Below are 21,951 nucleotides of genomic sequence, written 5' to 3'. Positions count from 1 at the left end.
GATGTCATTCCTGCCCGGGGCGGTGCACCTGGGTGTTCTGGCAGGCGGTCAGCAGCCAGCGCCCGACGGTGGCGACGAGTGCGGCGATCGCTTCGAGGTCCGCCGAGCGAGGCGTGGTGTCCTTGTCCATGCGCGCCGTCCTCGTACCTCAAGTCCGGTTGAGATCAAGCGGCGTAGAGGTCGAAGGTGGAGCCCCTCCGGGGTCCGGCCACCACGTCGAGGGCGGGGTCGACCGTCAGCATCGCCTGGTGCAGCCGCTGCAACTGGGGCGACGGTTCGACGCCCAGCTCCCCGATGAGCCTGCCGCGCAGCCGCCGGTACACGTCCAGCGCGGCGCCCTGCCGCCCGGACCGGTAGAGCGCCACCATCAGCTGGGAGTGCAGCCCCTCGTGCTGCGCGTGGCGCGCCGTCAGCTCGGTGAGTTCGGCCAGGAGTTCGGTGTGCCGCCCGAGCCGCAGGTCGACGTCGATCCGCCGCTCCACCGCGACCAGCCGGCTCTCCTCCAGCCGCATCACCTCGATCGCCAGCACCGGCCCCACCCGTACGTCGACCAGAGCGGGCCCCTGCCACTGCGCGAGCCCCGCCCGCAGCAGGGCGGCGGCACCCTCGTCATCACCGGCCTCGAACGCGGCGAGGCCCCGCGCGACGAGGTCCTCGTACGCGTGGACGTCGACGGACTCCCGCGGCACCTGCAACAGGTACCCGCCGTGCCGGGTCGTGAGGACGTCCTTCGCGGCCCCCGGCCGGCCCGGCCCCATGGCCGTTCCCAGCCTGCGGCGGAGCTGGAGGATGTACGTCTGCAAGGTGGTCAGCGCGCTGTTGGGCAGGTCCTGGCCCCAGATCTCCTCCATGAGCGTGGGCACCGGCACCACCCGCCCGGGATACAGCGCGAGCAGGGCCAGGATCTGCCGCGGCTTGCCCGCGGACGGCACGATCGACTCCCCGTCGACCTCGGCACTGAGCGGTCCCAGAATCCGGATCCTCATGGTCTCCCCCTCCGCAGTTCGTCGATGCACCTCGATGACACGGACCCAAGGGCCCCGCTCCCGCACTCCCGACCCGCCCGACTCGGCACGCCAGAACCGGCGCGCCAGGAGCACGGATCCGACCTCCCTGGGGCCTGTCCGGAGGATCAGGGTCGGACAGGCCGGCCCTAGGGGGTGCCTGACGGATGTCCGCGGCGTCGCGACGCCCGGCGCTCCTTCCCCACGGACATCCGTCAGACACCCCCTAGACCCCGCTCCCGAGGAACTCGTAACTCCGCTCCCCGTCGGCCTGCCGAACGCCAGTGGAAGCGGCAGCGGTCCGGTACTCCCGCACCCGCTCCGCACCCACCAGGCTCGGCAGCAGCAGCCCCCACAGGGCCGCCACCTTCCGCTGGAGCTCCTCGTACGACAGCCCCGTCCCGGCCAGCACCTCGATCCCGCAGACGGCCGCCGCCACCAACGCCTCGGCGCTCTCCCACCGGTCGGCGGCCGAACCGGCGTCCTCCTCACCGTCGGGCACCCCGACGGGCGGCCGGTCCAGCGGCAGCTCTCCCACGTCCCGCGCCATCCGCAGCAGCTCGCACACCGCCGACAGCCACGCCCCGTGGAAGTCGACCGCGGCCGGCTGGTGCCCGGCGCACTCCTTGGTGATCCGGAAGCTCGCCGGGATCGCCGGATCCTCGTGCAGCGTCCGCGCCAGCCAGTGCGTCGTGTCGATCAGCGCCTGCAAGGGCGAGGCTCCGCCCTCCCGCAGCCCCCGGACCGCCTCGTGCAAAAGGCCACAGCCGCGCTGCTGCACCGCGTCCGCCAGCTCGTCCTTCGAGGCGAAGTGAAAGTACAACGCCCCCTTCGTCACCCCCGCCGCACCCGCGATCTCACCAAGTGTGGCGTTGGCGTATCCGTTGCGGTGGAACAACTCGGCCCCGGCGAAGACCAACCGCCTGCGGGTCCGCTCCGACCTCTCCTGCACCGCTCCGTCTCCCTTTCGCCCCCGCTCCGTCCCTGCACCTACCGCTGACCGGCACGCCCGGCGCCGGCCGCGCGCGGGTCAGGCCCGTACGAGCCTCTCGGCCCGCGGCCCCGCCCCGGTGCCCGTCCCCGCCACCACCGCCGGCTTGCCCACGCCGTCCGGGCCCGCCATCAGGATCGAACGCTGGAGCCTGCGCAGCGCGGTGGACGGCTCCAGCCCGAGGTCCCGTACGAGCGTGGCGCGCAGGCGCTGGTACACGTCGAGCGCCTCGCCGCGCCGGCCCGAGCGGTGCAGGGCGAGCATGAACTGCCCGTGCAGGTTCTCGTGGGTGCGGTACCGGCTCACCAGCACCGTCAGCTCCGCCAGCAGCTCGCGGTGGCGGCCCAGCTTCAGGTCCGCCTCGATGCGCTGGTCCAGCGCGCACAGCCGGGTCTCCTCCAGGCGGCGCGTCTCCATGTCCAGCTGCACCCCGCCCTGTACGTCGGCGAAGGCGGGCCCCGACCACAGGGCCAGCGCCTCGCGCAGCCGCTGCGCGGCGACGGGGTGGTCACCCGCGTCCATCGCCCGGTAGCCCATCCCGGCCAGCCGGTCGAACTCGCGGACGTCGCTGGTGCCCCGGTCGCTGTTCAGCAGGTAGCCGCCGGGCAGCGTCACGAGGACGTCCTTCGCCGTGCGGTGCTCGTCCTCGCTCCCCTCCAGGGCGGTCGCGATGAGCGCGCGCAGCTGGAGTACGTACGTCTGCAGCGTGGTGCGTGCGCTGCGCGGCGGCATGGACCCCCACAGTTCCTCGATCAGCGCCGACACCGGCACGACCTGATCGGCGTGGAGGGCCAGGAGCGCCAGGACCTGCCGGGGCTTGGGGGCGGTGGGCGTGATGGAGATCCCGTTCTCCCGCACGGCGAGTGCGCCCAGTACATCGATGTCCACGTCGTACTCCCCTGTCCTTTGGATGAGGTCGCAAGAGTCAGTAGAAAACAGGCCGGACGGTTTGTCAATGCGCTGCCAGCCGGGCAGTTCTCAGTCTGACGAAATCTCGGCGCCACCCAGAAATCCCCACTGACCTGGGTTTTTGTGAGCAACTCACACACCCATGACAGTTCGGAGCCCTTCAGCCGCCTCACAACAGGGGCCATATAACACCCATCAGGGCCCGAAAATCAAACCATTCAGTCTGTTTCTTGCTCCGCGATCGCCGCCGCGTCCGGCGCGATCCCCGGCAGCACCACCGTCCAGATCCGGGCCAGTGCCTGACGGGGGGTCCACTCCGGTTCCACGGCCCCCAGCGCCTTCAGCCCGGCCGTGAAGGCCACCACCACCCGTGTCGCGTCCTGCGGGGCCAACCCCTCGGCGAGGAGCCCGGCACGACCGGCGGTGACCATCAACTCCTCCGCCCACCGCAGGCAGTGCCCACGCAGATCCACCCGACTGTGGTGGGCCGCGTCGGCGCCCAGCGCGAACCCGGCCCGTACGACGGCGTCCTCCGCCAGCAGTTCCAGCAGCGCGTACGTCGCGTCGACGAGCACCTTCAGGGGGGCGCCGGCCCGCTCCGGCCCGCCCTCCGCTTCCGCGATCCGCCGCAGCGCCCGGGCGGCCCGCGCCTCCACGGCCCGGGCGAGGGCGGGCTTGCCGTCGAAGTGGAACTGGACCGCGCCGGAGGTCACTCCGGCCCTCTCGCTGATCGCGGCGATCGACGCTGCGGCGAAGCCCTCGGCGGCGAACACCTCCGCTGCGGCGAGGACGAGAGATTCCCGCGTGCGTGCCGCACGCTCCTGCTTGACCATGAGGGGCTCCACACCGCAATCGCCGCATCCGCGGGCCGCCCCACACCAAGGGGGGTACGAGATCCTGGGCCACAGTCGACGCCCGTACCGGAGCCGGACCGGACTCCCGGCGGAGCCGCCGCCCACCGTTAACGCCGTTAACACCAACGGCCCACGCCGCCGCCGACCCCGGCCACCGTTAACGCCGTTAACACCCGGACCCGCCACACCGGTCAACCCCCGCCACCGTTAGCGCCGTTAACGCCCCGCCCCCGTACCCCCAGCGCCCGCACCACCGGCCCCGTCGCGGCCGTCGTCACCAGGGCCATCAGCACCATGACGGTGAACAGCTCCACCCCGATCACCCCCAGCCCGAGCCCCACGTTCAGCACCACCAGCTCCGTCACCCCCCGGCAGTTCATCAGCGCCCCCACCAGCACCGCGTCCCTCGCCCGCACCCCCGCCGCCAGCGCCGCCGCCGTCCCCGCGCCCCACTTCGCCACGACGGCCACCCCCAGCACCGCCGCCGCCCACAACCAGGCCCCGCCGCCCCGCAGCGCCCCCACGTCGGTCCTCAGCCCGCTCCCCACGAAGAACAGCGGCAGCAGCACCGGCACCGCGAACTCCCGCATCCGCCGGGCCGCCGACTCCACCGCCTTCACCCCCCTCGGCACCACCGCACCGAAGACGAACGCCCCGAACAGCGCGTGCACCCCCAGCGCCTCCGTCGCGTACGCGGCCAGGCAGACCCCGCCGAACAGCGCCACCACCCCACCGCCCCGCTCCTCCACCCCCCACCGTTCGACCCCTCGCGCGAGCAGCGGCCGCACCGCCCACCACATCCCCGCGACGAAGACCCCGGCCAGGGCCGCCCGCCACAGCCCGGTACCCGCCCCACCACCCCCGGCGACGGCCACCACCACCGCCAGCAGGCACCAGGCGATCACGTCCACGACCGCCGCGCAGGCCATCGCCAGCGCGCCCACGGGCGTCCCGTAGAGCCCCTGTTCGGTGAGGATCCGCGCCAGTACGGGAAAGGCGGTGACGCTCAGCGCCACCGCCACGAACAACACGAACTCCCCCCGCCCCACCCCCTCCGGCGCGAAGGTCCCGTACAACCCGAGCGCCAGCAGCCCCCCGAGCCCCAGCGGTATCCACACGCTCGCCTGACTCACCACCACCACGGCCCGCCGCAGACCCCGCAGCATCCCCACGTCGAGCTCCAGCCCCACCAGGAACATGAAGACGACGAGCCCGAGGTTCCCCAGCTCGGCCAGATGCGGGAGCACCTCACCCGGCAGCAGCCACCGCTGCCCCTCCGGCCACACCCACCCCATGAACGTGGGCCCGAGCAGGATCCCCACGGCGATCTCCCCGACCACCGCCGGCTGCCCGAGCCCGCGCGCCAACATCCCGCCCGCACCGCACGCGAGAACCACCACCGCCACGGCGACCAGCACACCACCCGCCACGGCCCAGTCCTGCCCCGGCCGCCTGTGACCAGAACCAGAGGGCGTCCGACTTCAGGAGGTCGCCCGCCGCTCCACGAACAGCCCGACCCCGTCGAGGATCCGCTCCAGCCCGAACTCCAGGGCCTGGTCCTGCCCCCCGTGCGCGGCGACGGAAGCCAGCGCTCCCGCGAGCGCCGGATACTCCTCGCCCCTCGTCCCCACGACCTCCGCCAGCACGGCCCCGAGCTCCTCGTCCGGGCCTCCGGCGCCACCCGTCGCCCGTTCCTGCTCGGCGATCCCCCGCACGTGTCCGGCCACCAGCACCACGGCGTCCATCGCCTCGGCCCCGGTCAGCCCGCACCCCTCCAGCGCCGCCAGCGCCCGCTCCAGCCACCCGACCTCCCGCGGCCCCAACGCCCGCGCCCCCACCGTCGCGTCCAGCAGCCACGGATGTGCCCGGAACCCGGCCAGCAGCTCCCGCGCCCACGCCCCGAGCCGCTCCCGCCAGCCGTCCCCGGCCACCGCCAACGCGGCGTCCAGGTCTCCGGCCGGATCCGGCATCGCGGCCTCCACCATCAGCGCGACGACCTCCGCCTTCCCCGGCACGTACCGGTAGAGCGCCATCTTGGTGACCCCCAGCTCCCCGGCCACCCGCTGCATCGACACCCCGGCGAGCCCCTCGCCGTCGGCGATCCCGACCCCGGCCAGCGCGATCTGCTCCAGGGTCAACCCCCGCCGCGGCCCCCGCGCCGGCGTCACCGGCGGCCCCCACAACAACCGCACCGCCGCAGCCCACTGCCCGTCCGCCACCGGATCCCCTTGCCCTCGCACCAAAACCGCGTCTACCGTACACAAAGAAACAGCATCCACCGGACACAGTAAAAAGCCCCCACCCACACCCACACCCACGAAGGATCTGGTCACCCATGCCCACCACCACCAGGACCGTGCTCATCTCCGGCGCGAGCATCGCGGGCCCCGCCCTCGCCCACTGGCTCGGCCGCCACGGCTTCCACCCCACCGTCGTCGAAATCGCCCCGGCCCTTCGCCCCGGCGGCCGGGCCGTCGACTTCCGCGGCGAGACCCACCTCCACGTCCTCGACCGCATGGGGATCCTCGACGAGCTCCGCCGCGTCCAGACCGGCGGCACCCCGATGACCTTCGTGGACGCCGACGACCGGGAACTCCTCCACCTGCCCGCCGCCTTCGCGGGCGGCGACGTGGAGGTCCTGCGCGGCGACCTCTCCCGCATCCTCCACGAGGCCTCCCGCGCCTCCGCCGAGTACCTCTTCGGTGATTCGGTCACCTCCCTCACCGAGACCGCCGCCGGAGTGGACGTCACCTTCCGGCACGCCCCGCCCCGCACCTTCGACATCGTCATCGGCGCCGACGGCCTGCACTCCACCGTCCGCCGGCTGGCCTTCGGCCCCGAGGAGCGGTACGTCTCCCACCTCGGCTACTACGCCGCCGCCTGGAGCCTGCCGGGCGGGGCGCACCCCACCCGCCCCGGTTCCGTGGGCTTCAACGCCCGCGGCCGCCTCGCCTCCGTCGCCGCCTCACCCGCCGAGCCCGGCCGGGCGGGCGCCTTCTTCCTCTTCGCCTCGCCCGAGCTGTCGTACGACCGCCACGACCCGGCCGCCCACAAGGCGCTCATCACCCGCGCCTTCGCGGGCCTGCCCTGGAGGGTGGGCCACCTCCTCGACTCCCTCACCGCCGCCGGCGACCTCTACTTCGACTCGGTCAGCCGCGCCGACGTCGGCACCTGGTCGACCGGCCGGACCGCCCTCCTGGGGGACGCCGCCTGGGGCGCGACGATCGGCGGCATGGGCACCGGTACCGCCGTCGTGGCGGCGTACGTCCTGGCGGCCGAACTGGCCCGCACCCCCGAGGACCCCCGAGCCGCCTTCCGCCGCTACGAGTCCCTCGTCCGCCCCTACGCCCGGGCCTGCCAACGGGGCGGCGACCGCACCGGCCCCTTCCTCGCCCCCGCCACCACCCTCGGCCTGCGCCTGCGCAACACCCTCCTGAGCCACCCCCGCGGCCTCGCCTGGCTACTGAAGGCGGGCCGCACGACGGCCACCCTCTCCCTGTCCCTCCCCCGTTAACGGCGTTAACGCCGTTCCGGCGACCGACCGCACCCACTCACGCGCGGGCCAAGTACTCCCGGTACCAGAGAGCTGCCCCGTCCAGGCGCGCCAGCGGACCGGGCCCCGGTGAGCAGTCGGCCGCCCTCCAGATCCCTGCACTGTCGTACCAGTGGTCCTGCGCCACCAGCCTGAACTGACTCGGGCTCACCCGGCAGCCCGAGTCCGCCATCCGTTTCAGGAACTCGGCCTCGGGAAGCTCCTGCTCCACCGGCGGAAGCACGCCCCGGTCGGTGAACGCCCGTACCAGCTCGGCGGCCCGCACCGGCGCCGGATGGCTGGCGTGCCAGACCGTCCCGCCCGCCGGGCCACCGCCCAGGGCGAGACGGGCGACGAGGCGGGCGAGATCCTCCACCGCCACCACCGACAGCAGGGCCCCCGCCCCGTCCCACAGCGCCCCGGTGGATCCGAGGATCTGAGCCAGGGCGGGAACCACCCAACGGTCACCGGGGCCGATCACCAGGCCCGGACGCAGCACCACCGCCCCCGCGGCCAGCGCCGGCCCTTCGCCTGCCAGCCGGGATCGGCTGACCGGCGAGAGGGGCGCGGGAACCACCTCGTCCACCGCGATCCCCCGGTGCGGCCCCTGCCCGTAGACGGCCGAGGTGGACAGATGGACGATCCGGCGTACGCCGGCCGCCTCCGCCATCAGCGCCGCAGTCCCCTGGACGTTGACGGTGCGGCAGTCCCGCTCGTCCGATCCGATCCTCGAAGCCAGGTGCAGGAGGACGTCCGCTCCCACACAACACCCCCGCAGGGACACCGGGTCGGACAGGTCCGCCTGGAACCACTCATCGACCTGGCCGACCGGCCGCGGGGGCCTGCGACCCACCGCCCGCAGAACGAGGCCCCGGGAGCCGGCCTCCGCCCCCTCCCGCAGCCGAGCGAGTTCGGCTACTACCGCCGAACCGATGAACCCGGTGGCGCCAGTGATCACCAGCCTCTGCGGGTCGCTCATCAGGTACCCCAATCTTTCCCCAGAACAATCCGGACAGTCGCGATCGTATGTGTCAGCCACCGACGGCAGTGCGTACCGGCCAGGTGACAATCAGTCGGTCAATCGCCCGCGAGCTCACCGGACCCGGTCCAGAAGGGCCCCATCTTGACCACCTCACCCGCCTCCCGTCCCCTCGCCCCGCGCCAGCCCTCCCCCGGCGGCGAGCCGGCCCGGACCTCCCCGGCGGGCGGGGTCCCCGGGCCCTTGTCCACCAGGACCGCACTGGTGACCGGCGCCAGCCGCGGGATCGGCCGCGGGATCGCCGAGCGGCTGGCCGCCGACGGTGCCCTCGTTGGCGTCCACTACGCACGGAACGCCGAAGCCGCCGACGAAGTCGTGGACTCCATCCGGGCCTCGGGCGGAGACGCCTTCCCCCTGCGGAGCGAGTTCGGAGTCGAAGGCGACGCACAAGCCCTCTACGCCGCCTTCGACTCCGAACTGACCCGGCGGGGTATGGATCCCCAGCTCGACATCCTCGTCAACAACGCGGCGGTCAGCGGCTCGGCGCGGATCCACCAAGTGACGCCGGAGCTGGTCGACAGGATCCTCTCGGTCAACGTCAAAGCGCTCCTCTTCGTCACCCAGGAAGGCCTGAAGCGCATGCCGACGGGCGGCCGGGTCATCAACATCTCCTCCGCCGTCACCCGCATGTCCTACCCGGAGTCCGTCGTGTACTCGATGAGCAAGGGGGCGATGGACACCCTCACCCTTTCCCTGGCCAAGGAGCTCGGCCCCCGGGGCATCACCGTCAACACGGTGGCTCCCGGGTTCGTCGCGACCGACATGAACGCGAAGCTCCGTACGACACCCGAGGGCGCAGCACGCCTGGCCGAAATGTCCATCTTCGATCGGATCGGCAAACCCGCCGACATAGCCGGCGTGGTGGCCTTCCTCGCATCCCCCGATTCCCTGTGGGTCACCGGCCAGCGCCTCGATGCGTCGGGCGGCACGCACCTCTAGCTCGCTATCGGCGTTGACGGCGTTGACGCCGTCAACGGTGCCGCAGGACCGCCTCCATCCATCAGCAAGACCCCAAAGGCCCCAACCAGGGACGAAGTAAACCTCACACGCCGCCTGAAAAAGTACTGGTCGACTGGTTTTCTTTGACTAAATCCCACTAGATTGCACCCGTACCACCGGACGCAACCGCAGCAGGAGACACACGTGGCGAGGGTCAGGCAGGAACGGGCCGAGATCACCCGGCAGGCGATCCTCGACGGCGCGGCCGTCGCCTTCGACCGCGCCGGCTTCGGCGGCACCAGCCTCAGCGACGTCGTCAAGCACGCCGGAGTCACCAAGGGCGCCCTCTACTTCCACTTCCCCTCCAAGGAAGCCCTCGCCCGCACCCTGGTGGACGAGCAGTTCCAGGTGTCCAAGGACGTCCCCGCCCTGGAGGACCCGGGCCTCCAAACGGTCATCGACCTCACCCACCAGATGGCGTTCGGGCTGCGCACCAACGTCCGCATCCGCGCCGGCATCCGCCTGGTCATCGAGTTCGGCTCGTTCACCAGCCCGGACCCGTCCCCGTACAACACCTGGATCGAGACCTGTCGCAGCTGTCTGACGCCGGCCCAGGAACGCGGCGACATCCTGCCCTCGCTCGAAGTGCACGACCTCTCGACCTTCCTCGTCGGCTCGTTCACCGGCGTCCAGGTGACCTCGCACGTCCGCGCCGACCGCGAAGACCTCCACGCCCGGGTCGTCGACCTGTGGAACTACCTCCTTCCGGGCATCGTGCCCGCCCTCCGCATCCCCCTCTTCGACCCGGCGGGCTCGGCCGCCTGCCGCGCCGAACTCGGCCTGCCCGCCCCGCAGGCACCCGTCCCGGTCGGCTGACGGAGCATCCAGGGCGGCCCCGCACACGCCGTGGTGAAGCACGGGGGTGCTCGCTACGGCGTGTGCGGGGCCGCCCTGTGGCGTCTCCGGGCGCCCCACCACCCATTTCGTTAGCAAAACCCAAGCGTGGCGCCCACGCGGACCCAAGAACGTTAGTAAAGTCCCTCTCATGACTTCGCCCTCGTCCCAGAACGACCGAGAGAAGGTCGTCTCCAAGCTCCCCCCGTGGCTCCGCCAGGAGTTGAAGATCCGCACCGCACAACTGCGGGTCGACATCCAGGACGCCGTCCACCAGGGCATCGCACACTGGAGCGCCCTCGCCTCCTCCCCCTCCCCCGTCGACACCTCCGGCGCCGAGTCGTTCTCGACCTGGCTGCCCACAGGCCAGTGGGAGTCCTTCCGCACCGACTCCAAGGACCGCGGAGTCTCCCTCATCCAGGGGCTCGCCCAGGCGGTGCGCCTCTGGCTGGAGCTGAACCCGGCCCCCACCGTCAAGCGGCCCTCCGTCGTCCGCCGCATCGTCGTGTGCAACCAGAAGGGCGGAGTCGGCAAGACCGCCGTCACCGCCGGCACCGCCGAGGCCCTAGCCGAAGACCCCGCCAGCCTCCACCCGGTCCGCGTCGCCCGCCAACTGGCCCGCCGCACCACCCCCGAGGAGGCGGACGCCGGACACCCGGCCACCTCTCCCCTCGACCTCGAAGACCTCCCGGGCCTCGGCATGCGCGTCCTGCTCGTCGACTTCGACCCCCAGGGCCACCTCACCAAGCAGCTCGGCCAGCAGCCGCTCCCCATCGGCGGCGACAGCCTCACCTGCCACATGGCCGGCGAGGCCAAGGGCCCCCTGCGGGACCTCATCGCCCCCATCGAGCACGACCGGTTCGGCGACCGCCTCCACCTCCTGCCGGCCTGCACGGACGCCTTCCTCCTCGACGTCCGCCTCTCCACGGTCCGGGCCCGCGAGGCCGCCCTCGAACGCGCCCTGGCCCCCGTCGAGTCCGACTACGACGTCATCCTCATCGACTGCCCGCCCAGCCTCGGCCTGAGCATGGACGCGGCGATCTACTACGGCCGCCGCCGCGACACCGAGCAGCCGGGCGCCTCCGGCGCGCTGATCGTCGTACAGGCGGAGGACTCCTCGGCGGACGCGTACGACCTCCTCACCTCCCAGATCAACGACCTGCGCGACGACCTCAGCCTCGACATCGACTACCTCGGCCTCGTCGTGAACCTCTACGACGGCCGCCGCGGCTACATCGCCACCTCGTCCCTCCAGGCCTGGATGGACATAAAGGACCCACGGGTCGTGGCGATCGTCCCCGACCTCAAGGAACAGCGCGAGTCCGTCCGCCTCAAGCAGCCCCTCTTCGTCTACGCCCCCAACGGCGACCAGGCCGTCGCCCTGCGCGCCCTCGCCCGGGAGATCTCATGAGCAGCAAGGCCGACAAACTCGGCGTCTCGGCGTCCTTCGCACGGGCCCAGCCCGTCAGCGTCAGCTCCCGCCGCGCCGCCATCGCCGAGGCCACGGGCGCCCCCACCTCCGGCGTCGTCCCGCCCTCCGAGGTTCCCATCGAGGCCCTCGCCCACAACCCGTTCAACCTCCGCGAGGACCTCACCGACCTCGACGAGCTGGCCCAGTCCCTGACCGCACGCGGCCAGCTACAGCCCCTCGCGGTCGCGACCCGGCTGGCCTTCATGGAGGCCCACCCGGGCCAGACCGACGGCCTGGGCCGCGCCCCGTACGTGGTCATCGACGGCAACCGCCGCCTCGCGGCAGCCCAGCTGGCCGGGCTCAAGACGATGCACATCCACGTCAACGACGCCCTGTCCGCCTCGGCCGCCGACATCCTCGAATCGGCGCTCATCGCCAACGTCCACCGGGTCGACGTGGCCCCCATGGACCAGGCCCGCGCCCTCCAGGAACTGGTCGACGTCCACGGCTCCCAGGCCCAGGTGGCCAAGCGGATCGGCAAGACGCCGGCCTGGGTCTCCCAGCGCCTGACCCTCCTCAACCTGACGCCCGACCTCCAGGAGAAGGTGGAGACGGGCGAGCTGAAGGTCGAGCCGGCCCGCCGCATCGGCCGCCTCCCCCAGGAGGAACAGACGGCCGCCGCCGCGGAGACCATCAACGCCGTCAACCCCCCGCGCCAGCGCACCCGCCCGACGCCCCCGACCGTTAACGCCCCGACGCCAACGCCCGCCCCCGCCGCAACCCCCCGCATCACGATCTCCACGCACTCCCCGGAGACCATCGCGGACGCCCTCACCGCCCACCTCACCCCGGACGACCTGAAGACCGTCACGGAACTCCTCATGCAGCGCATCTGAGCCGGACGAGGTCCACGATTCGGATCCGCACCCACGCCGGAGCTCCGGTGGCAGCAAGCCGCCGGGCCCCGCGTGCGCGGGAGGGACGTCAGCGGTCGCGTCCGTCCGCCTCCAGGCTGCGCCGTCGTACGAGCAGCCGCCCGTCGTCCGCACGCACCAGTTCGTCGTAGCAGAGCAACGAACCGCGCACCGCCAGCGGGCCGCCCGGCGCGGTGGCCATCGCCAGCGCGTAGTAGCGGGTGCGCAGCGTGTCGTCAGGCCTCTGCTCGACGCCGACCATGCCGAACCAGTGCCGGAAATCGAGCCCCTGCGCGGCGATGTGCTCCACCCCCGCGCGCACGGTGGCGCGCAGCGTCTCACGCCCCCTCTGCGGCTCCGGCTCGCCCGCCGACTCGAAGACGGCGTCCTCGGTGAAGGTATCCGCCCAGGCGTCCGGATCGGCGTCCGTGCCCTCCAGAAGATTCATCTGCCACGCGTAGAACTGCTGCACCTCGGCGTACAGCTCCGCGGACACGTAGGTGTCCGAGCCGCTCGTGGTCCCGCTCATCCGCACTCTCCCTCTCTCGCGCACGCGCTCTTCGCGCCGAGGCTCCAACGCGCCTCTCGAGTCCGAGTTGAGCCGGGCCCGCCATCGTGGCCGCGCAGAAGCATCGGCTGAATCGAGGGGTCACACATGCGTGTTCTGTTCAACGTCTCTCCGGGGCTCGACCACATCTACCCGGCTCTCGGCCTGGCGTGGGCCCTGCGCACGGCGGGCCACGAAGTGGCCGTAGCCACCTCCGGGGTTTCCATCCAGGCAGCGGTGGGTGCCGGACTCATGGCCTACGACGTGGCTCCCGAGGCCGACTTCTCGAAGGTCTTCCCCAAGAAGGGAACCCCTGAGGAGCGGGTCACGGCCATGCGCGCCCGAGGCGCGGAAATGACCGCGTCCGAGGAGACTCCCGACTTCATCCTGGAGAAGTTCAGCCAGATCAACGATCTGATGGCTGACCGGACCCTGGAGTTCGCCCGCACCTGGCGGCCCGACCTGGTCGTCTACTCCCGCCTGCAGGGCACCGCGCTGATCACCGCCCGCGCCCTCGGCATCCCGGCCGTGGAGAACGGCTACAGCTTCCTGCGCGAGGGCAACCTCCCGGAGCGTCTGCTGCCGCACCTGGCGCCCACCTTCGAGCGGCTCGGCGTCCCGGTGGAGCTGCCCACCGTGCAGCCGATCCACTTCGCCCCGCAGGAGTTCATGCGCGGCCAGGGCGAGGGCTGGTCCATGCGCTTCGTCCCGCACCACGGCGGCGGCGTTCTTCCGGAGTGGCTGGCGGCCCCCAAGGAGCGGCCGCGCCTCGTCGTGACCCTGGGCACCATCGTGCCCGGCGTGGCCGGCGTGGGCAGCCTGAGCCGCGTGCTGAACGCCATCGAGGGGCTGGACGCCGAGGTCGTACTGGCGCTCGGCGACAAGGTGGACCTCGAGCCGCTCGGGCCCCTGCCCAGCAACGTGCGGCCGGTCGGCTGGACCCCGCTCAGTGCCCTGCTGCCCACCCTCGACGGCATCATCCACCACGGCGGCGCGGGCACCACCCTGGCGTCCGCCCACGCCGGAGTCCCGCAGCTCGCGATGCCGTACGGCTCCGACAACTGGATCAACGCCGGCATCGTCGAGACGGCGGGCATCGGCTTCAACCTCCAGCCCGAGCAGATCAACGTCGACGTGCTGCGGACCCTCGTGAGCGACGAGCAGCTGCGCAAGACCGCGACGGCCGTGGCCGAGAACCTCGCCGCTCAGCCGGGCCCCGACGCGATGGTCCCGCGCCTGGTCGAACTGGCCGGCAAGGGCTGACGAAGTCCTGCGGGCCGCCCGAGCCCGGGCCCACTTCAGTACAGCCACATCCCGCATCACCGAAAGGAAACACCGCACATGAGACTCACCCTGCTGTCCCGCGCCGCCCGGGGAACCGGCATCGCGCTCGGCACGGCCGCCCTGGTGACGGCCGCCGCGCTGCCCGCGCAGGCGGCGGTCACCGTCACGGATCTCGGCACGCTGCCCGGGCACACATCCAGCCTGGCGTACGGGATCAACTCCTGGGGCGTCACGGTCGGCTTCTCCTCCGACGCCCAGGGCGTCAGCCGCCCGGTCCGCTGGTCGCCCAACGGCACCGTGACCGACCTGGGGACGCTGCCCGGGGACGTCAGCGGCACGGCCTTCGTCGTGAACGCCTCCGGGACGGTCGCCGGCCGCTCGGTGGGCGCCGACAAGTCCGAGCACGCCGTCGTGTGGCGCCCCAACTCCGGGCCCGTCCAGCTCCCGGGCGTGCCCGGGGCGGTCAAGAGCCGCGCCTACTCCCTCAACAACCTCGGGACCGCGGTCGGGTTCTCGGCAGCGGCGGACAACGTCTACAAGGCGCAGCGCTGGAACTCCGACGGCAAGGCCGTCCACCTGGCCCCGCTGCCCGGCGGCACCGCCAGCTCCGCCGGTTCCATCAACAACTCCGGTGTCACGGTCGGCTACTCCCTCCAGAACGGGTTCCAGAACGCGGTCCGCTGGAACGCCGACGGCACCACCGTCCCGCTCGGGGGCATCCTGCCGGGCGACGACTCGAGCCAGGCCAGCTGGATCAACGACTTCGGCGTCACGGTCGGCAACTCGTTCAAGGCCGGCAAGTTCTACGACGGCCCGTACCACGCGGTGCGCTGGAACCAGCAGGGGCAGGCCGTACCGCTGTCACCGCTGCCCGGTCACACCGGAACCGCCGTCTACGGCATCAACAACTTCGGGGTCGCCTCCGGCTTCTCCTACTCGCCCGGCGGTGTCTACCACGCCGTGACTTGGAGCGAGAACGGCACGGTCACCGACCTGGGTGTGGCTTGGCCGTCGGGCGCGACCGAGGCCTACGCCGTCAACGACGCCGGCACCGCCGTCGGCTCCCTGACCACGAGCACGGGCGTTCTGCGCGCGGCGCGCTGGCGCGGCTGACCGGCCACCACGGAAGAGGAGCACATGGGACAGACACAAACGCACCGGTCCGTGCACGAGGCGCCGGTGCGGGCGTCCGCCGAGGACGTCCACCGGCTGCTCGCGGACGAGGACAACTGGCCCCGCGTCTTCGCGTCCTTCGTCCACCTGGAGAACCTCGGTCCCGAGGGCGGGTTCGACCGGATCGGCATGTGGGGACACTACGACGGCACCATCGAGCACTGGGTGGCGCTGCGTCGCGTCGACCAGGACGCCCTGCGCGTCGAATTCCAGCCTGAATCCCTCCCGCCGACGCTGGAGTCGATGCGCCGCACCTGGGTGGTCGAGCCCGCCGCGAACGGTGGGTCCACCGTCCGCCTGGAGCACGAGTACCGCCTCAAGGACCCGGCCGCGGCGGAGAGTGTCCGCGCCACCGTCGAGGGGATCGCCGTCACCGAGGTCACCGCGGTGCGCGAGGCCGCGGAACTGGCCGCGCTCCAGCCGGAGGCGCTGGTCACCGTGGAGGACGAGGTCACCGTCGCGGCGCCCGTCGCAGCGGTGTTCTCCGCCCTCTACGAGGCCGGGGATTGGCCGTCGTACATGGAGCACGTGGCACGCGCCGACGTCCTCGGAGGGAGCGAGGGGCACACCCACGTCCTGGAGCTGGACACCGTCGAGCGCCACGGCGGGATCTTCACCACCAGGGCCGCCCGTGTCGGCCTGCCCGGCGCGAAGATCGCGTACAAGCAGTTGCTGCTGCCTCCGCTGGGCGCCTCCCACCACGTCCAGTGGCTCCTCTCGGCCCGGGACGGGGCCACCATCGTCCGCTCCCTGCAGACGGTCGTCATCAAGGAGTCCGGCGTCGCCGCCGTGCTCGGCGAGGGCACCGGAGTCGCGGCCGCGAGGCAGTTCGTGCAGAACGAACTGAGCTCGAAGGTCCGGCTGATATTTGACGCGGTCAAGCACCGTCTCGAGCAGGATGCGAACTGATCCATATGACGAACTACTGAAAGGACCCATGATGCGAGCAGCCGCTCTGTCCGAGTTCGGCACCCCCGAGGTGCTGCGGGAGACCACGGTCAAGGACGTACAGGCCGGACCGGGCGAAGTACGCGTGCGCGTCAGGGCCGCCGGGGTGCTGCCCTTCGACGTCCGGGTGCGTGGCGGCTGGACCCCGCCGTTCATCAAGCGGGAGTTCCCGATGGTCCTCGGCAACGAGTTCGCCGGCACGATCGACCAGACCGGTGAGGGCGTGACGGCCTTCGCGGAGGGCGACGAGGTGCTCGGGTACAGCGTCCTGGGCGCGTACGCGGAGTACCTGGTCGTCCCGGCGGACCAGATCGTACACAAGCCCGCGGGCATGCCCTGGGAGGTCGCGGCCGGATTCTCCGGGAACGGCCAGGGAGCGCACATGGCCCTGTCCACGGCGGGCGTGAACGCTGGTGACACGGTGCTGGTCAACGCGGCCGCGGGCGGGTTCGGCACGTTCGCCGTGCAGCTCGCCTTCGCCTGGGGTGCGGCCCGGGTCATCGGAACCGCCAGCGAGCGCAATCATGACCACCTGCGCGCTCTGGGCGCCATCCCCGTGACCTACGGAGAAGGCCTCGCGGAGCGGGTCCGGGCGATCGCGCCCGACGGCGTGGACGCGGCCGTGGACGCGGCGGGACCCGATGCCGTGCGGGCTTCCGTCGAGGTGGCCAAGGACAGGAACCGGGTCGTCACGATGATCGCCGACGAGACCGCGCAGGAGCTGGGACTGCCGCCCGTGGCGGGTGCGCGCTCGGCCGAACGGCTCGCCGAGCTCGTCGACCTGTACGTCCAGGGCAAGGTGAACATCCACATCCGTGAGGCGTATCCGCTCGCCAGGGCCGCGGAGGCCCACCGGGACGTGGAGAGCGGCCACGGCCGCGGCAAGGTCGTCCTGACAGTCGCCTGAGCGGTTCGCGATCCCCCGTCGTCGGAGGGGGCGGCCACTGCGGCCGCCCCCTCCCGCGTGTGTGCTTCGAGGCTCCCTCGACCGGTCGGCCACAGGCTCGAACCCAATGCTCCGGCCCCCTGCGCACGAGCCGACGACAACATGAGGTGAGACTTTCCGTGAAGGGAATCATCCTGGCCGGCGGGAACGGCACCCGGCTGCACCCGCTCACCGTGGGAATTTCGAAACAGCTGCTCCCGGTCTACGACAAGCCGATGATCTACTACCCGCTGTCCGTGCTGATGCTCGCCGGCGTCCGGGACATCCTGATCATCAGCTCGCCGGTTGACCTTCCGCAGTTCCGCCGCGTGCTCGGCGACGGCAGCGCGCTGGGTCTGAATCTGTCGTACGCCGAACAACCCGAGCCCCGTGGCCTCGCGGAGGCGTTCGTCATCGGCGCCGAGCACATCGGCGGTGACTCCGTCGCCCTCGTCCTCGGTGACAACGTCTTCCACGGACCCGGGTTCGCCAATCTGCTGCGCCGCCACGTCCCCCACACGGAAGGGGCCCTCCTGTTCGGCTACCCGGTGCGCGACCCGGAGCGGTACGGAGTGGGTGAGACCGACGTCCGGGGCAAGCTCGTCTCCATCGAGGAGAAGCCGGCCAGCCCGAAGTCCAACCGGGCCATCACCGGCCTGTACTTCTACGACAACGACGTGGTGGACATCGCCCGGAGCCTGCGCCCCTCCCGGCGCGGCGAGCTCGAGATCACGGACGTCAACCTCGAGTACCTCGCCCGCGGCAAGGCCTCCCTCGTCGACCTCGGCCGCGGCTTCGCATGGTTGGACACCGGCACGCACGACTCGCTGCTGGAGGCGTCCCAGTACATCCAGACCATCGAGCGGCGCCAGGGACTGCGCGTCGCCTGCGTCGAGGAGATCGCCCTCCAGATGGGTTTCATCGACGCCGACCAGTGCCACCGCCTCGGCTGGCTCCTGCGCAAGTCCGGCTACGGGGAGTACGTCATGGCCGTGGCCGAAGCCGCCCGGGCCAACCAGCACGCGACGACGGTCCCGGCCTCGGCGGCCGGGACCGTCGCGGCCCTCTAGTACCGACTCCCGCTCAACTGCGGCTGGGCTCCGGTTCTGCCCGCGCCTCTTCGCCGGCGGCCTCCTCGCGGGGCCGCTTCGGCATGAAGAGCGCGGGCACGACCATGGCCGCCGCCATGCCCAGCACCCACCAGAACGTGTTCGTGTAGGGGGACGGGTCTCCGTGGGGGCCCCCGGCATCCGGGGAGGCGCCAAGATTCACGGACAGCAGCAGGGCGACCATCGCGGTCCCGAAGGACGCGCCGACCCGCTGTACCACCGCGATCATGACCGTGCCGCGGGGAATCCGGTCGCTCGGAATGTCGAGGTAGGCGTTGATGAGGATGGCAACACCGACCACTCCGAGCCCCAGGCCCCGTACGCCCAGCGAGATTCCCAGGAGCAGGTCGTCCGGTTCCGCGGCGAGCTGGGTGAAGCCCACGGTGCCCGCCACGGACAGTACGGTGGCGGCCAGGATCAGCACACGCGGTTGGAAGCGGTCCGTGAGCCACCCGGCGACGGACAGGCCGACCAGCATGCCCAGGCCCTGGGGGGCCAGCAACCAGCCGATGGTGGAGCTGTCGTGGCCGAGGTAGCGGGCGTAGAACAGTGGCAGGACGAACAGTGGCCCGTAGATGGCCACGCCGCTGAGGAACACCAGCATCGAGGACGACAGGAAGGCTCGGGAGCGGAACAGCCGCACGTCGACGAGCGGGTCGCGCGAACGCACGGAGTGCACACAGAACGCGGCGATCAGCGCCACCCCCGCGAGCAGGACTCCGACCGTCAGCGGGTTGGTCAGCTGCGACACGTCCCGTGCGCGCGAGAAGCCGTAGACCAGCGCGACCATGCCCGGCGGCAGCAGCATGACACCGGTGCGGTCGACCTTGGCGTCCCCGCCGCCGGCCGAGCCGGGCAGCACCCGGTATGCCAGTGCCAGCGCCACGAGGATCAGCGGGACGTTCACGAAGAAGATCCAGCGCCAGTCGGCGGCGTCGATGATGAGGCCACCGGCCACCGGCCCCAGGATCGGGGCGAGCTGGCCGGGAATGCCCACCAGGCTCATCACCCTGCCGAAGCGCTTGGGGCCGGCCGCCTGGGCGAGGATCGTCTGCACCATCGGGAGCACCATGCCGCCGCCGATGCCCTTGACGACACGGAAGGCGATCAGGCTCTCGACCGACCAGGCCAGCCCGCACAACACCGATCCGCCGAGGAACACCGCCAGGGCGAACATCCACATCCGTCGGTTTCCGAACCGGTCGACGGCCCATCCGACGAGGGGCGTCACCAGAGCCAGTGTGAGCAGGTACGAGGTACTGACCCAGGACAGCGCGGTCTCGGACGCGTCGAGATCCGCCGAGATGTCGTTGAGCGCGACGCTGACGATCGTGGAGTCCAGCAGGGAGGCTATGGCGCCTATCAGCAGCGTGCCCGCGAGGATGAGCAGTTTGCGGTCCAGGCGTTCCGGAGGGGAAGTCTGCATACGAGGACCGTACGAAGCGCCGCTCCGCTCCGCCTCGAATCCGGTTCGAGCGGATCCTGTTCCTCCGAACGCCTGTGAGGGCGTCGCCCGAAGCGCGTCGACGGCCCGTCCCGGGCAGGGAGGGCGGCCATGGGGTGTCCGGGTTACCGGCGAGTGCCGACGAAGAATCCGGGGCGGCCGCCGGCCGTCTCGACGTACTCCACGTCGAGCCCGCTCTTGCGGAACGCGTTCACGTAGTCCTCACGGGAGAACAGCGTCAGGTAGTCGATCTCGCTGCGGTGCTGGATGCCGTCCTCGGAATCGGCGACCACGTAGTGGATCTCCATCCGCGTGAGGTTGCCCTCCTGCGTGGAGCGGGATACACGGGAGATGCCCTGGCCGTCCTGCTTGAACGCGTGCGTGGAGACGTAGCCGGGGAGGAAGTTGTCAGGGAAGTACCAAGGCTCGATGGCCAGGACACCGCCCTCGGCCAGGTGCCGGGTCATGGCCTGGACGGCGGAGTCCAGGTCCTCGGAGGTACGCAGATAGCCGATGGAGCTGAACATGCACACGACGGAGTCGAAGGTCTCACCCAGCTCGAACGTCCGCATGTCGCCCTCGTGGACGGTGACGCCCCCGAGCCGCTCCGAGGCGATCGCCGCCATGGAGTCGGACATGTCAAGCCCCGCCACGCGGTCGAAGTGCTTGGCGAAGGCCGCCAGGTGGATGCCGGTGCCACAGGCCACGTCCAGCAGGCTCGAAGCGTCCGTCTTGCGCTCCCGGATGAACCCGGCGACCTCGGCGGCCTCCGCGTTGTAGTCCTTGCGGTCCTGGTAGAGCCGGTCGTAGAGCTCCGCCTGGCTCTTGTTCTCGTACATCGAAACCTCCCGTTGGGCACTTCCGGACCGTCCTCGGACCGCGATGAGGCTGACCCAGCGGGGTCGCGTCCACCTCGACTCCTCCTGGACGCCCGGAACCGGCCGGCCACCACCCGTCCGGTCCGGCCCGAGCCTCCGTCGAGCAATGGGAGGCACGATCTGCGCCGACTGCACCGCCGGTTCCGTGGCTGCCGGCGATTCGCGACGGAAAGTGACCAGCGCCGCGCCGACCCGACGCCCGCACAGTACGCGACCGACGCTTCGTCGACCGCAGGTTGAGCACGTCTCCAGGTGCCTTGTCCAGCCTGAACCCACCTTCGCGACACCGTCCATCACTCGCTCGAGCCACCCGGAGAGCAATGTCCCGCCGTCTGTTCACCTCGGAGTCCGTGACCGAGGGTCACCCCGACAAGATCGCTGACCAGATCAGCGACACGATCCTCGACGCGCTCCTCACCGAGGACCCGACCTCCCGCGTCGCGGTCGAGACCCTCATCACCACCGGTCTCGTGCACATCGCGGGCGAGGTGACGACCAAGGCGTACGCGCCGATCGCCCAGCTCGTCCGCGACAAGATCCTCGAGATCGGCTACGACTCGTCCGAGAAGGGCTTCGACGGCGCCTCCTGCGGTGTGTCGGTGTCCATCGGAGCGCAGTCCCCGGACATCGCCCAGGGTGTGGACACCGCCTACGAGCAGCGGGTCGAGGGTGAGGGTGACGAGCTCGACAAGCAGGGTGCCGGCGACCAGGGTCTGATGTTCGGCTACGCCACGGACGAGACGCCCGAGCTGATGCCGCTGCCGATCCACGTCGCGCACCGCCTCTCGCGGCGCCTGTCCGAGGTCCGCAAGGACGGGAAGGTCCCCTACCTGCGTCCCGACGGCAAGACGCAGGTCACCATCGAGTACGACGGTGCCAAGGCCGTCCGTCTCGACACGGTGGTGGTCTCCACCCAGCACGCCGCCGACATCGACCTCGACTCCCTCCTCACCCCGGACATCCGGGAGTTCGTGGTGGAGCACGTCCTCGCGCAGCTGGCCGAGGACGGGATCAAGCTGGAGACCGAGGGCTACCGGCTGCTGGTGAACCCGACCGGGCGTTTCGAGATCGGCGGTCCGATGGGTGACGCCGGTCTGACCGGCCGCAAGATCATCATCGACACGTACGGCGGCATGGCCCGCCACGGCGGCGGTGC

Annotated in this window: 22 protein-coding genes; 11 read left to right on the top strand and 11 right to left on the bottom strand. The window is 71.5% G+C overall.

Annotated features, from left to right (window positions below):
• Positions 1-4: 4 nt before the first annotated feature.
• The 7 genes from ACZ7IF_RS35520 to ACZ7IF_RS35490 all read right to left on the bottom strand — a co-directional run bounded on the left by ACZ7IF_RS35520 (position 5) and on the right by ACZ7IF_RS35490 (position 5,977).
• Positions 5-130 carry a hypothetical protein gene (locus tag ACZ7IF_RS35520; RefSeq protein WP_470980409.1) on the bottom strand — a complete coding sequence of 42 codons (126 nt, stop codon included), beginning with the start codon at positions 128-130 and terminating at the stop codon, positions 5-7.
• 34 nt (positions 131-164) lie between these two features.
• Positions 165-986: an AfsR/SARP family transcriptional regulator gene (locus ACZ7IF_RS35515; protein WP_470980406.1), complete on the bottom strand. Its 822-nt coding sequence runs from the start codon at positions 984-986 to the stop codon at positions 165-167.
• Positions 987-1,230: 244 nt separating this feature from the next.
• Positions 1,231-1,956 carry a ScbR family autoregulator-binding transcription factor gene (locus ACZ7IF_RS35510; RefSeq protein WP_470980403.1) on the bottom strand — a complete coding sequence of 242 codons (726 nt, stop codon included), beginning with the start codon at positions 1,954-1,956 and terminating at the stop codon, positions 1,231-1,233.
• 78 nt (positions 1,957-2,034) lie between these two features.
• Positions 2,035-2,883, bottom strand: a complete 849-nt coding sequence (locus tag ACZ7IF_RS35505; RefSeq protein ID WP_470980400.1) for an AfsR/SARP family transcriptional regulator — start codon at positions 2,881-2,883, stop codon at positions 2,035-2,037.
• A gap of 239 nt (positions 2,884-3,122) precedes the next feature.
• A complete protein-coding gene (locus tag ACZ7IF_RS35500) occupies positions 3,123-3,737 on the bottom strand; it encodes a TetR family transcriptional regulator (RefSeq protein WP_470980397.1) in 615 nt (204 codons plus the stop codon).
• Positions 3,738-3,949: 212 nt separating this feature from the next.
• The gene (locus tag ACZ7IF_RS35495; RefSeq protein WP_470980394.1) at positions 3,950-5,188 is read right to left on the bottom strand and encodes a cation:proton antiporter domain-containing protein; all 1,239 of its coding nucleotides are present in this window, start codon (positions 5,186-5,188) and stop codon (positions 3,950-3,952) included.
• Between the two features lie 51 nt (positions 5,189-5,239).
• Entirely contained in the window at positions 5,240-5,977 is a 738-nt protein-coding gene (locus tag ACZ7IF_RS35490) for a TetR/AcrR family transcriptional regulator (RefSeq protein ID WP_470980391.1), read from the bottom strand.
• 116 nt (positions 5,978-6,093) lie between these two features.
• On the opposite strand from ACZ7IF_RS35490, the gene ACZ7IF_RS35485 reads away from it, so the two are divergent.
• Positions 6,094-7,272, top strand: coding sequence for an FAD-dependent monooxygenase (locus ACZ7IF_RS35485; RefSeq protein ID WP_470980388.1), 1,179 nt, complete (start codon positions 6,094-6,096; stop codon positions 7,270-7,272).
• A 37-nt stretch (positions 7,273-7,309) separates the two neighbouring features.
• Here the strand turns inward: ACZ7IF_RS35485 and ACZ7IF_RS35480 are convergent, their stop codons facing one another.
• On the bottom strand, positions 7,310-8,269 hold the full coding sequence (locus tag ACZ7IF_RS35480) for an NAD-dependent epimerase/dehydratase family protein (protein WP_470980385.1): 960 nt from the start codon (positions 8,267-8,269) through the stop codon (positions 7,310-7,312).
• Positions 8,270-8,512: 243 nt separating this feature from the next.
• Between ACZ7IF_RS35480 and ACZ7IF_RS35475 the strand changes: the two genes are divergently transcribed.
• The 4 genes from ACZ7IF_RS35475 (at position 8,513) to ACZ7IF_RS35460 (ending at position 12,469) form a co-directional block, all read left to right on the top strand.
• A complete protein-coding gene (locus ACZ7IF_RS35475) occupies positions 8,513-9,268 on the top strand; it encodes an SDR family oxidoreductase (protein WP_470980481.1) in 756 nt (251 codons plus the stop codon).
• Between the two features lie 204 nt (positions 9,269-9,472).
• Positions 9,473-10,144 carry a ScbR family autoregulator-binding transcription factor gene (locus ACZ7IF_RS35470; RefSeq protein ID WP_470980382.1) on the top strand — a complete coding sequence of 224 codons (672 nt, stop codon included), beginning with the start codon at positions 9,473-9,475 and terminating at the stop codon, positions 10,142-10,144.
• Between the two features lie 169 nt (positions 10,145-10,313).
• On the top strand, positions 10,314-11,573 hold the full coding sequence (locus ACZ7IF_RS35465) for a ParA family protein (protein ID WP_470980379.1): 1,260 nt from the start codon (positions 10,314-10,316) through the stop codon (positions 11,571-11,573).
• Positions 11,570-12,469: a ParB/RepB/Spo0J family partition protein gene (locus ACZ7IF_RS35460; RefSeq protein ID WP_470980376.1), complete on the top strand. Its 900-nt coding sequence runs from the start codon at positions 11,570-11,572 to the stop codon at positions 12,467-12,469. Before ACZ7IF_RS35465 ends, ACZ7IF_RS35460 begins: the two co-directional genes overlap by 4 nt.
• An 88-nt stretch (positions 12,470-12,557) precedes the next feature.
• Here ACZ7IF_RS35460 and ACZ7IF_RS35455 read toward each other — a convergent pair whose 3' ends face one another.
• The gene (locus tag ACZ7IF_RS35455) at positions 12,558-13,016 is read right to left on the bottom strand and encodes a nuclear transport factor 2 family protein (protein ID WP_470980373.1); all 459 of its coding nucleotides are present in this window, start codon (positions 13,014-13,016) and stop codon (positions 12,558-12,560) included.
• Positions 13,017-13,142: 126 nt separating this feature from the next.
• Between ACZ7IF_RS35455 and ACZ7IF_RS35450 the strand changes: the two genes are divergently transcribed.
• The 5 genes from ACZ7IF_RS35450 (at position 13,143) to rfbA (ending at position 18,434) form a co-directional block, all read left to right on the top strand.
• Positions 13,143-14,297, top strand: coding sequence for a nucleotide disphospho-sugar-binding domain-containing protein (locus ACZ7IF_RS35450; protein WP_470980370.1), 1,155 nt, complete (start codon positions 13,143-13,145; stop codon positions 14,295-14,297).
• Between the two features lie 78 nt (positions 14,298-14,375).
• On the top strand, positions 14,376-15,431 hold the full coding sequence (locus ACZ7IF_RS35445) for a hypothetical protein (protein WP_470980367.1): 1,056 nt from the start codon (positions 14,376-14,378) through the stop codon (positions 15,429-15,431).
• A gap of 24 nt (positions 15,432-15,455) precedes the next feature.
• The gene (locus ACZ7IF_RS35440; RefSeq protein WP_470980365.1) at positions 15,456-16,400 is read left to right on the top strand and encodes an aromatase/cyclase; all 945 of its coding nucleotides are present in this window, start codon (positions 15,456-15,458) and stop codon (positions 16,398-16,400) included.
• Between the two features lie 31 nt (positions 16,401-16,431).
• The gene (locus ACZ7IF_RS35435) at positions 16,432-17,346 is read left to right on the top strand and encodes an NADP-dependent oxidoreductase (protein ID WP_470980362.1); all 915 of its coding nucleotides are present in this window, start codon (positions 16,432-16,434) and stop codon (positions 17,344-17,346) included.
• Between the two features lie 158 nt (positions 17,347-17,504).
• Positions 17,505-18,434: a glucose-1-phosphate thymidylyltransferase RfbA gene (rfbA, locus tag ACZ7IF_RS35430; RefSeq protein ID WP_470980360.1), complete on the top strand. Its 930-nt coding sequence runs from the start codon at positions 17,505-17,507 to the stop codon at positions 18,432-18,434.
• A 13-nt stretch (positions 18,435-18,447) separates the two neighbouring features.
• On the opposite strand, the gene ACZ7IF_RS35425 is transcribed toward rfbA, so the two are convergent.
• Together ACZ7IF_RS35425 and ACZ7IF_RS35420 are read right to left on the bottom strand one after the other, a co-directional pair.
• Positions 18,448-19,899 (bottom strand): MDR family MFS transporter, encoded by a 1,452-nt coding sequence (locus ACZ7IF_RS35425; protein ID WP_470980358.1) that lies wholly within the window; start codon positions 19,897-19,899, stop codon positions 18,448-18,450.
• A 143-nt stretch (positions 19,900-20,042) separates the two neighbouring features.
• Complete coding sequence (locus ACZ7IF_RS35420) at positions 20,043-20,756, bottom strand: class I SAM-dependent DNA methyltransferase (RefSeq protein ID WP_470980355.1); 714 nt, start codon at positions 20,754-20,756, stop codon at positions 20,043-20,045.
• 359 nt (positions 20,757-21,115) lie between these two features.
• On the opposite strand from ACZ7IF_RS35420, the gene metK reads away from it, so the two are divergent.
• Positions 21,116-21,951: methionine adenosyltransferase (gene metK, locus ACZ7IF_RS35415; RefSeq protein WP_470980352.1), on the top strand; the 836-nt coding region annotated here is incomplete at its 3' end.

The sequence above is a fragment of the Streptomyces sp. NPDC037421 genome, from assembly GCF_055602105.1.
Note: the sequence above shows the minus strand (reverse complement) of the source record. Positions and strands in the feature narration are given on the sequence as shown.

Coding starts and splice junctions, on each gene's coding strand:
- ACZ7IF_RS35520 (WP_470980409.1), bottom strand. CDS start 130: ATGGACAAGGACACCACGCCTCGCTCGGCGGACCTCGAAGCGATCGCC.
- ACZ7IF_RS35515 (WP_470980406.1), bottom strand. CDS start 986: ATGAGGATCCGGATTCTGGGACCGCTCAGTGCCGAGGTCGACGGGGAG.
- ACZ7IF_RS35500 (WP_470980397.1), bottom strand. CDS start 3,737: ATGGTCAAGCAGGAGCGTGCGGCACGCACGCGGGAATCTCTCGTCCTC.
- ACZ7IF_RS35485 (WP_470980388.1), top strand. CDS start 6,094: ATGCCCACCACCACCAGGACCGTGCTCATCTCCGGCGCGAGCATCGCG.
- ACZ7IF_RS35480 (WP_470980385.1), bottom strand. CDS start 8,269: ATGAGCGACCCGCAGAGGCTGGTGATCACTGGCGCCACCGGGTTCATC.
- ACZ7IF_RS35465 (WP_470980379.1), top strand. CDS start 10,314: ATGACTTCGCCCTCGTCCCAGAACGACCGAGAGAAGGTCGTCTCCAAG.
- ACZ7IF_RS35460 (WP_470980376.1), top strand. CDS start 11,570: ATGAGCAGCAAGGCCGACAAACTCGGCGTCTCGGCGTCCTTCGCACGG.
- ACZ7IF_RS35455 (WP_470980373.1), bottom strand. CDS start 13,016: ATGAGCGGGACCACGAGCGGCTCGGACACCTACGTGTCCGCGGAGCTG.
- ACZ7IF_RS35450 (WP_470980370.1), top strand. CDS start 13,143: ATGCGTGTTCTGTTCAACGTCTCTCCGGGGCTCGACCACATCTACCCG.
- ACZ7IF_RS35445 (WP_470980367.1), top strand. CDS start 14,376: ATGAGACTCACCCTGCTGTCCCGCGCCGCCCGGGGAACCGGCATCGCG.
- ACZ7IF_RS35440 (WP_470980365.1), top strand. CDS start 15,456: ATGGGACAGACACAAACGCACCGGTCCGTGCACGAGGCGCCGGTGCGG.
- ACZ7IF_RS35435 (WP_470980362.1), top strand. CDS start 16,432: ATGCGAGCAGCCGCTCTGTCCGAGTTCGGCACCCCCGAGGTGCTGCGG.
- ACZ7IF_RS35425 (WP_470980358.1), bottom strand. CDS start 19,899: ATGCAGACTTCCCCTCCGGAACGCCTGGACCGCAAACTGCTCATCCTC.
- ACZ7IF_RS35420 (WP_470980355.1), bottom strand. CDS start 20,756: ATGTACGAGAACAAGAGCCAGGCGGAGCTCTACGACCGGCTCTACCAG.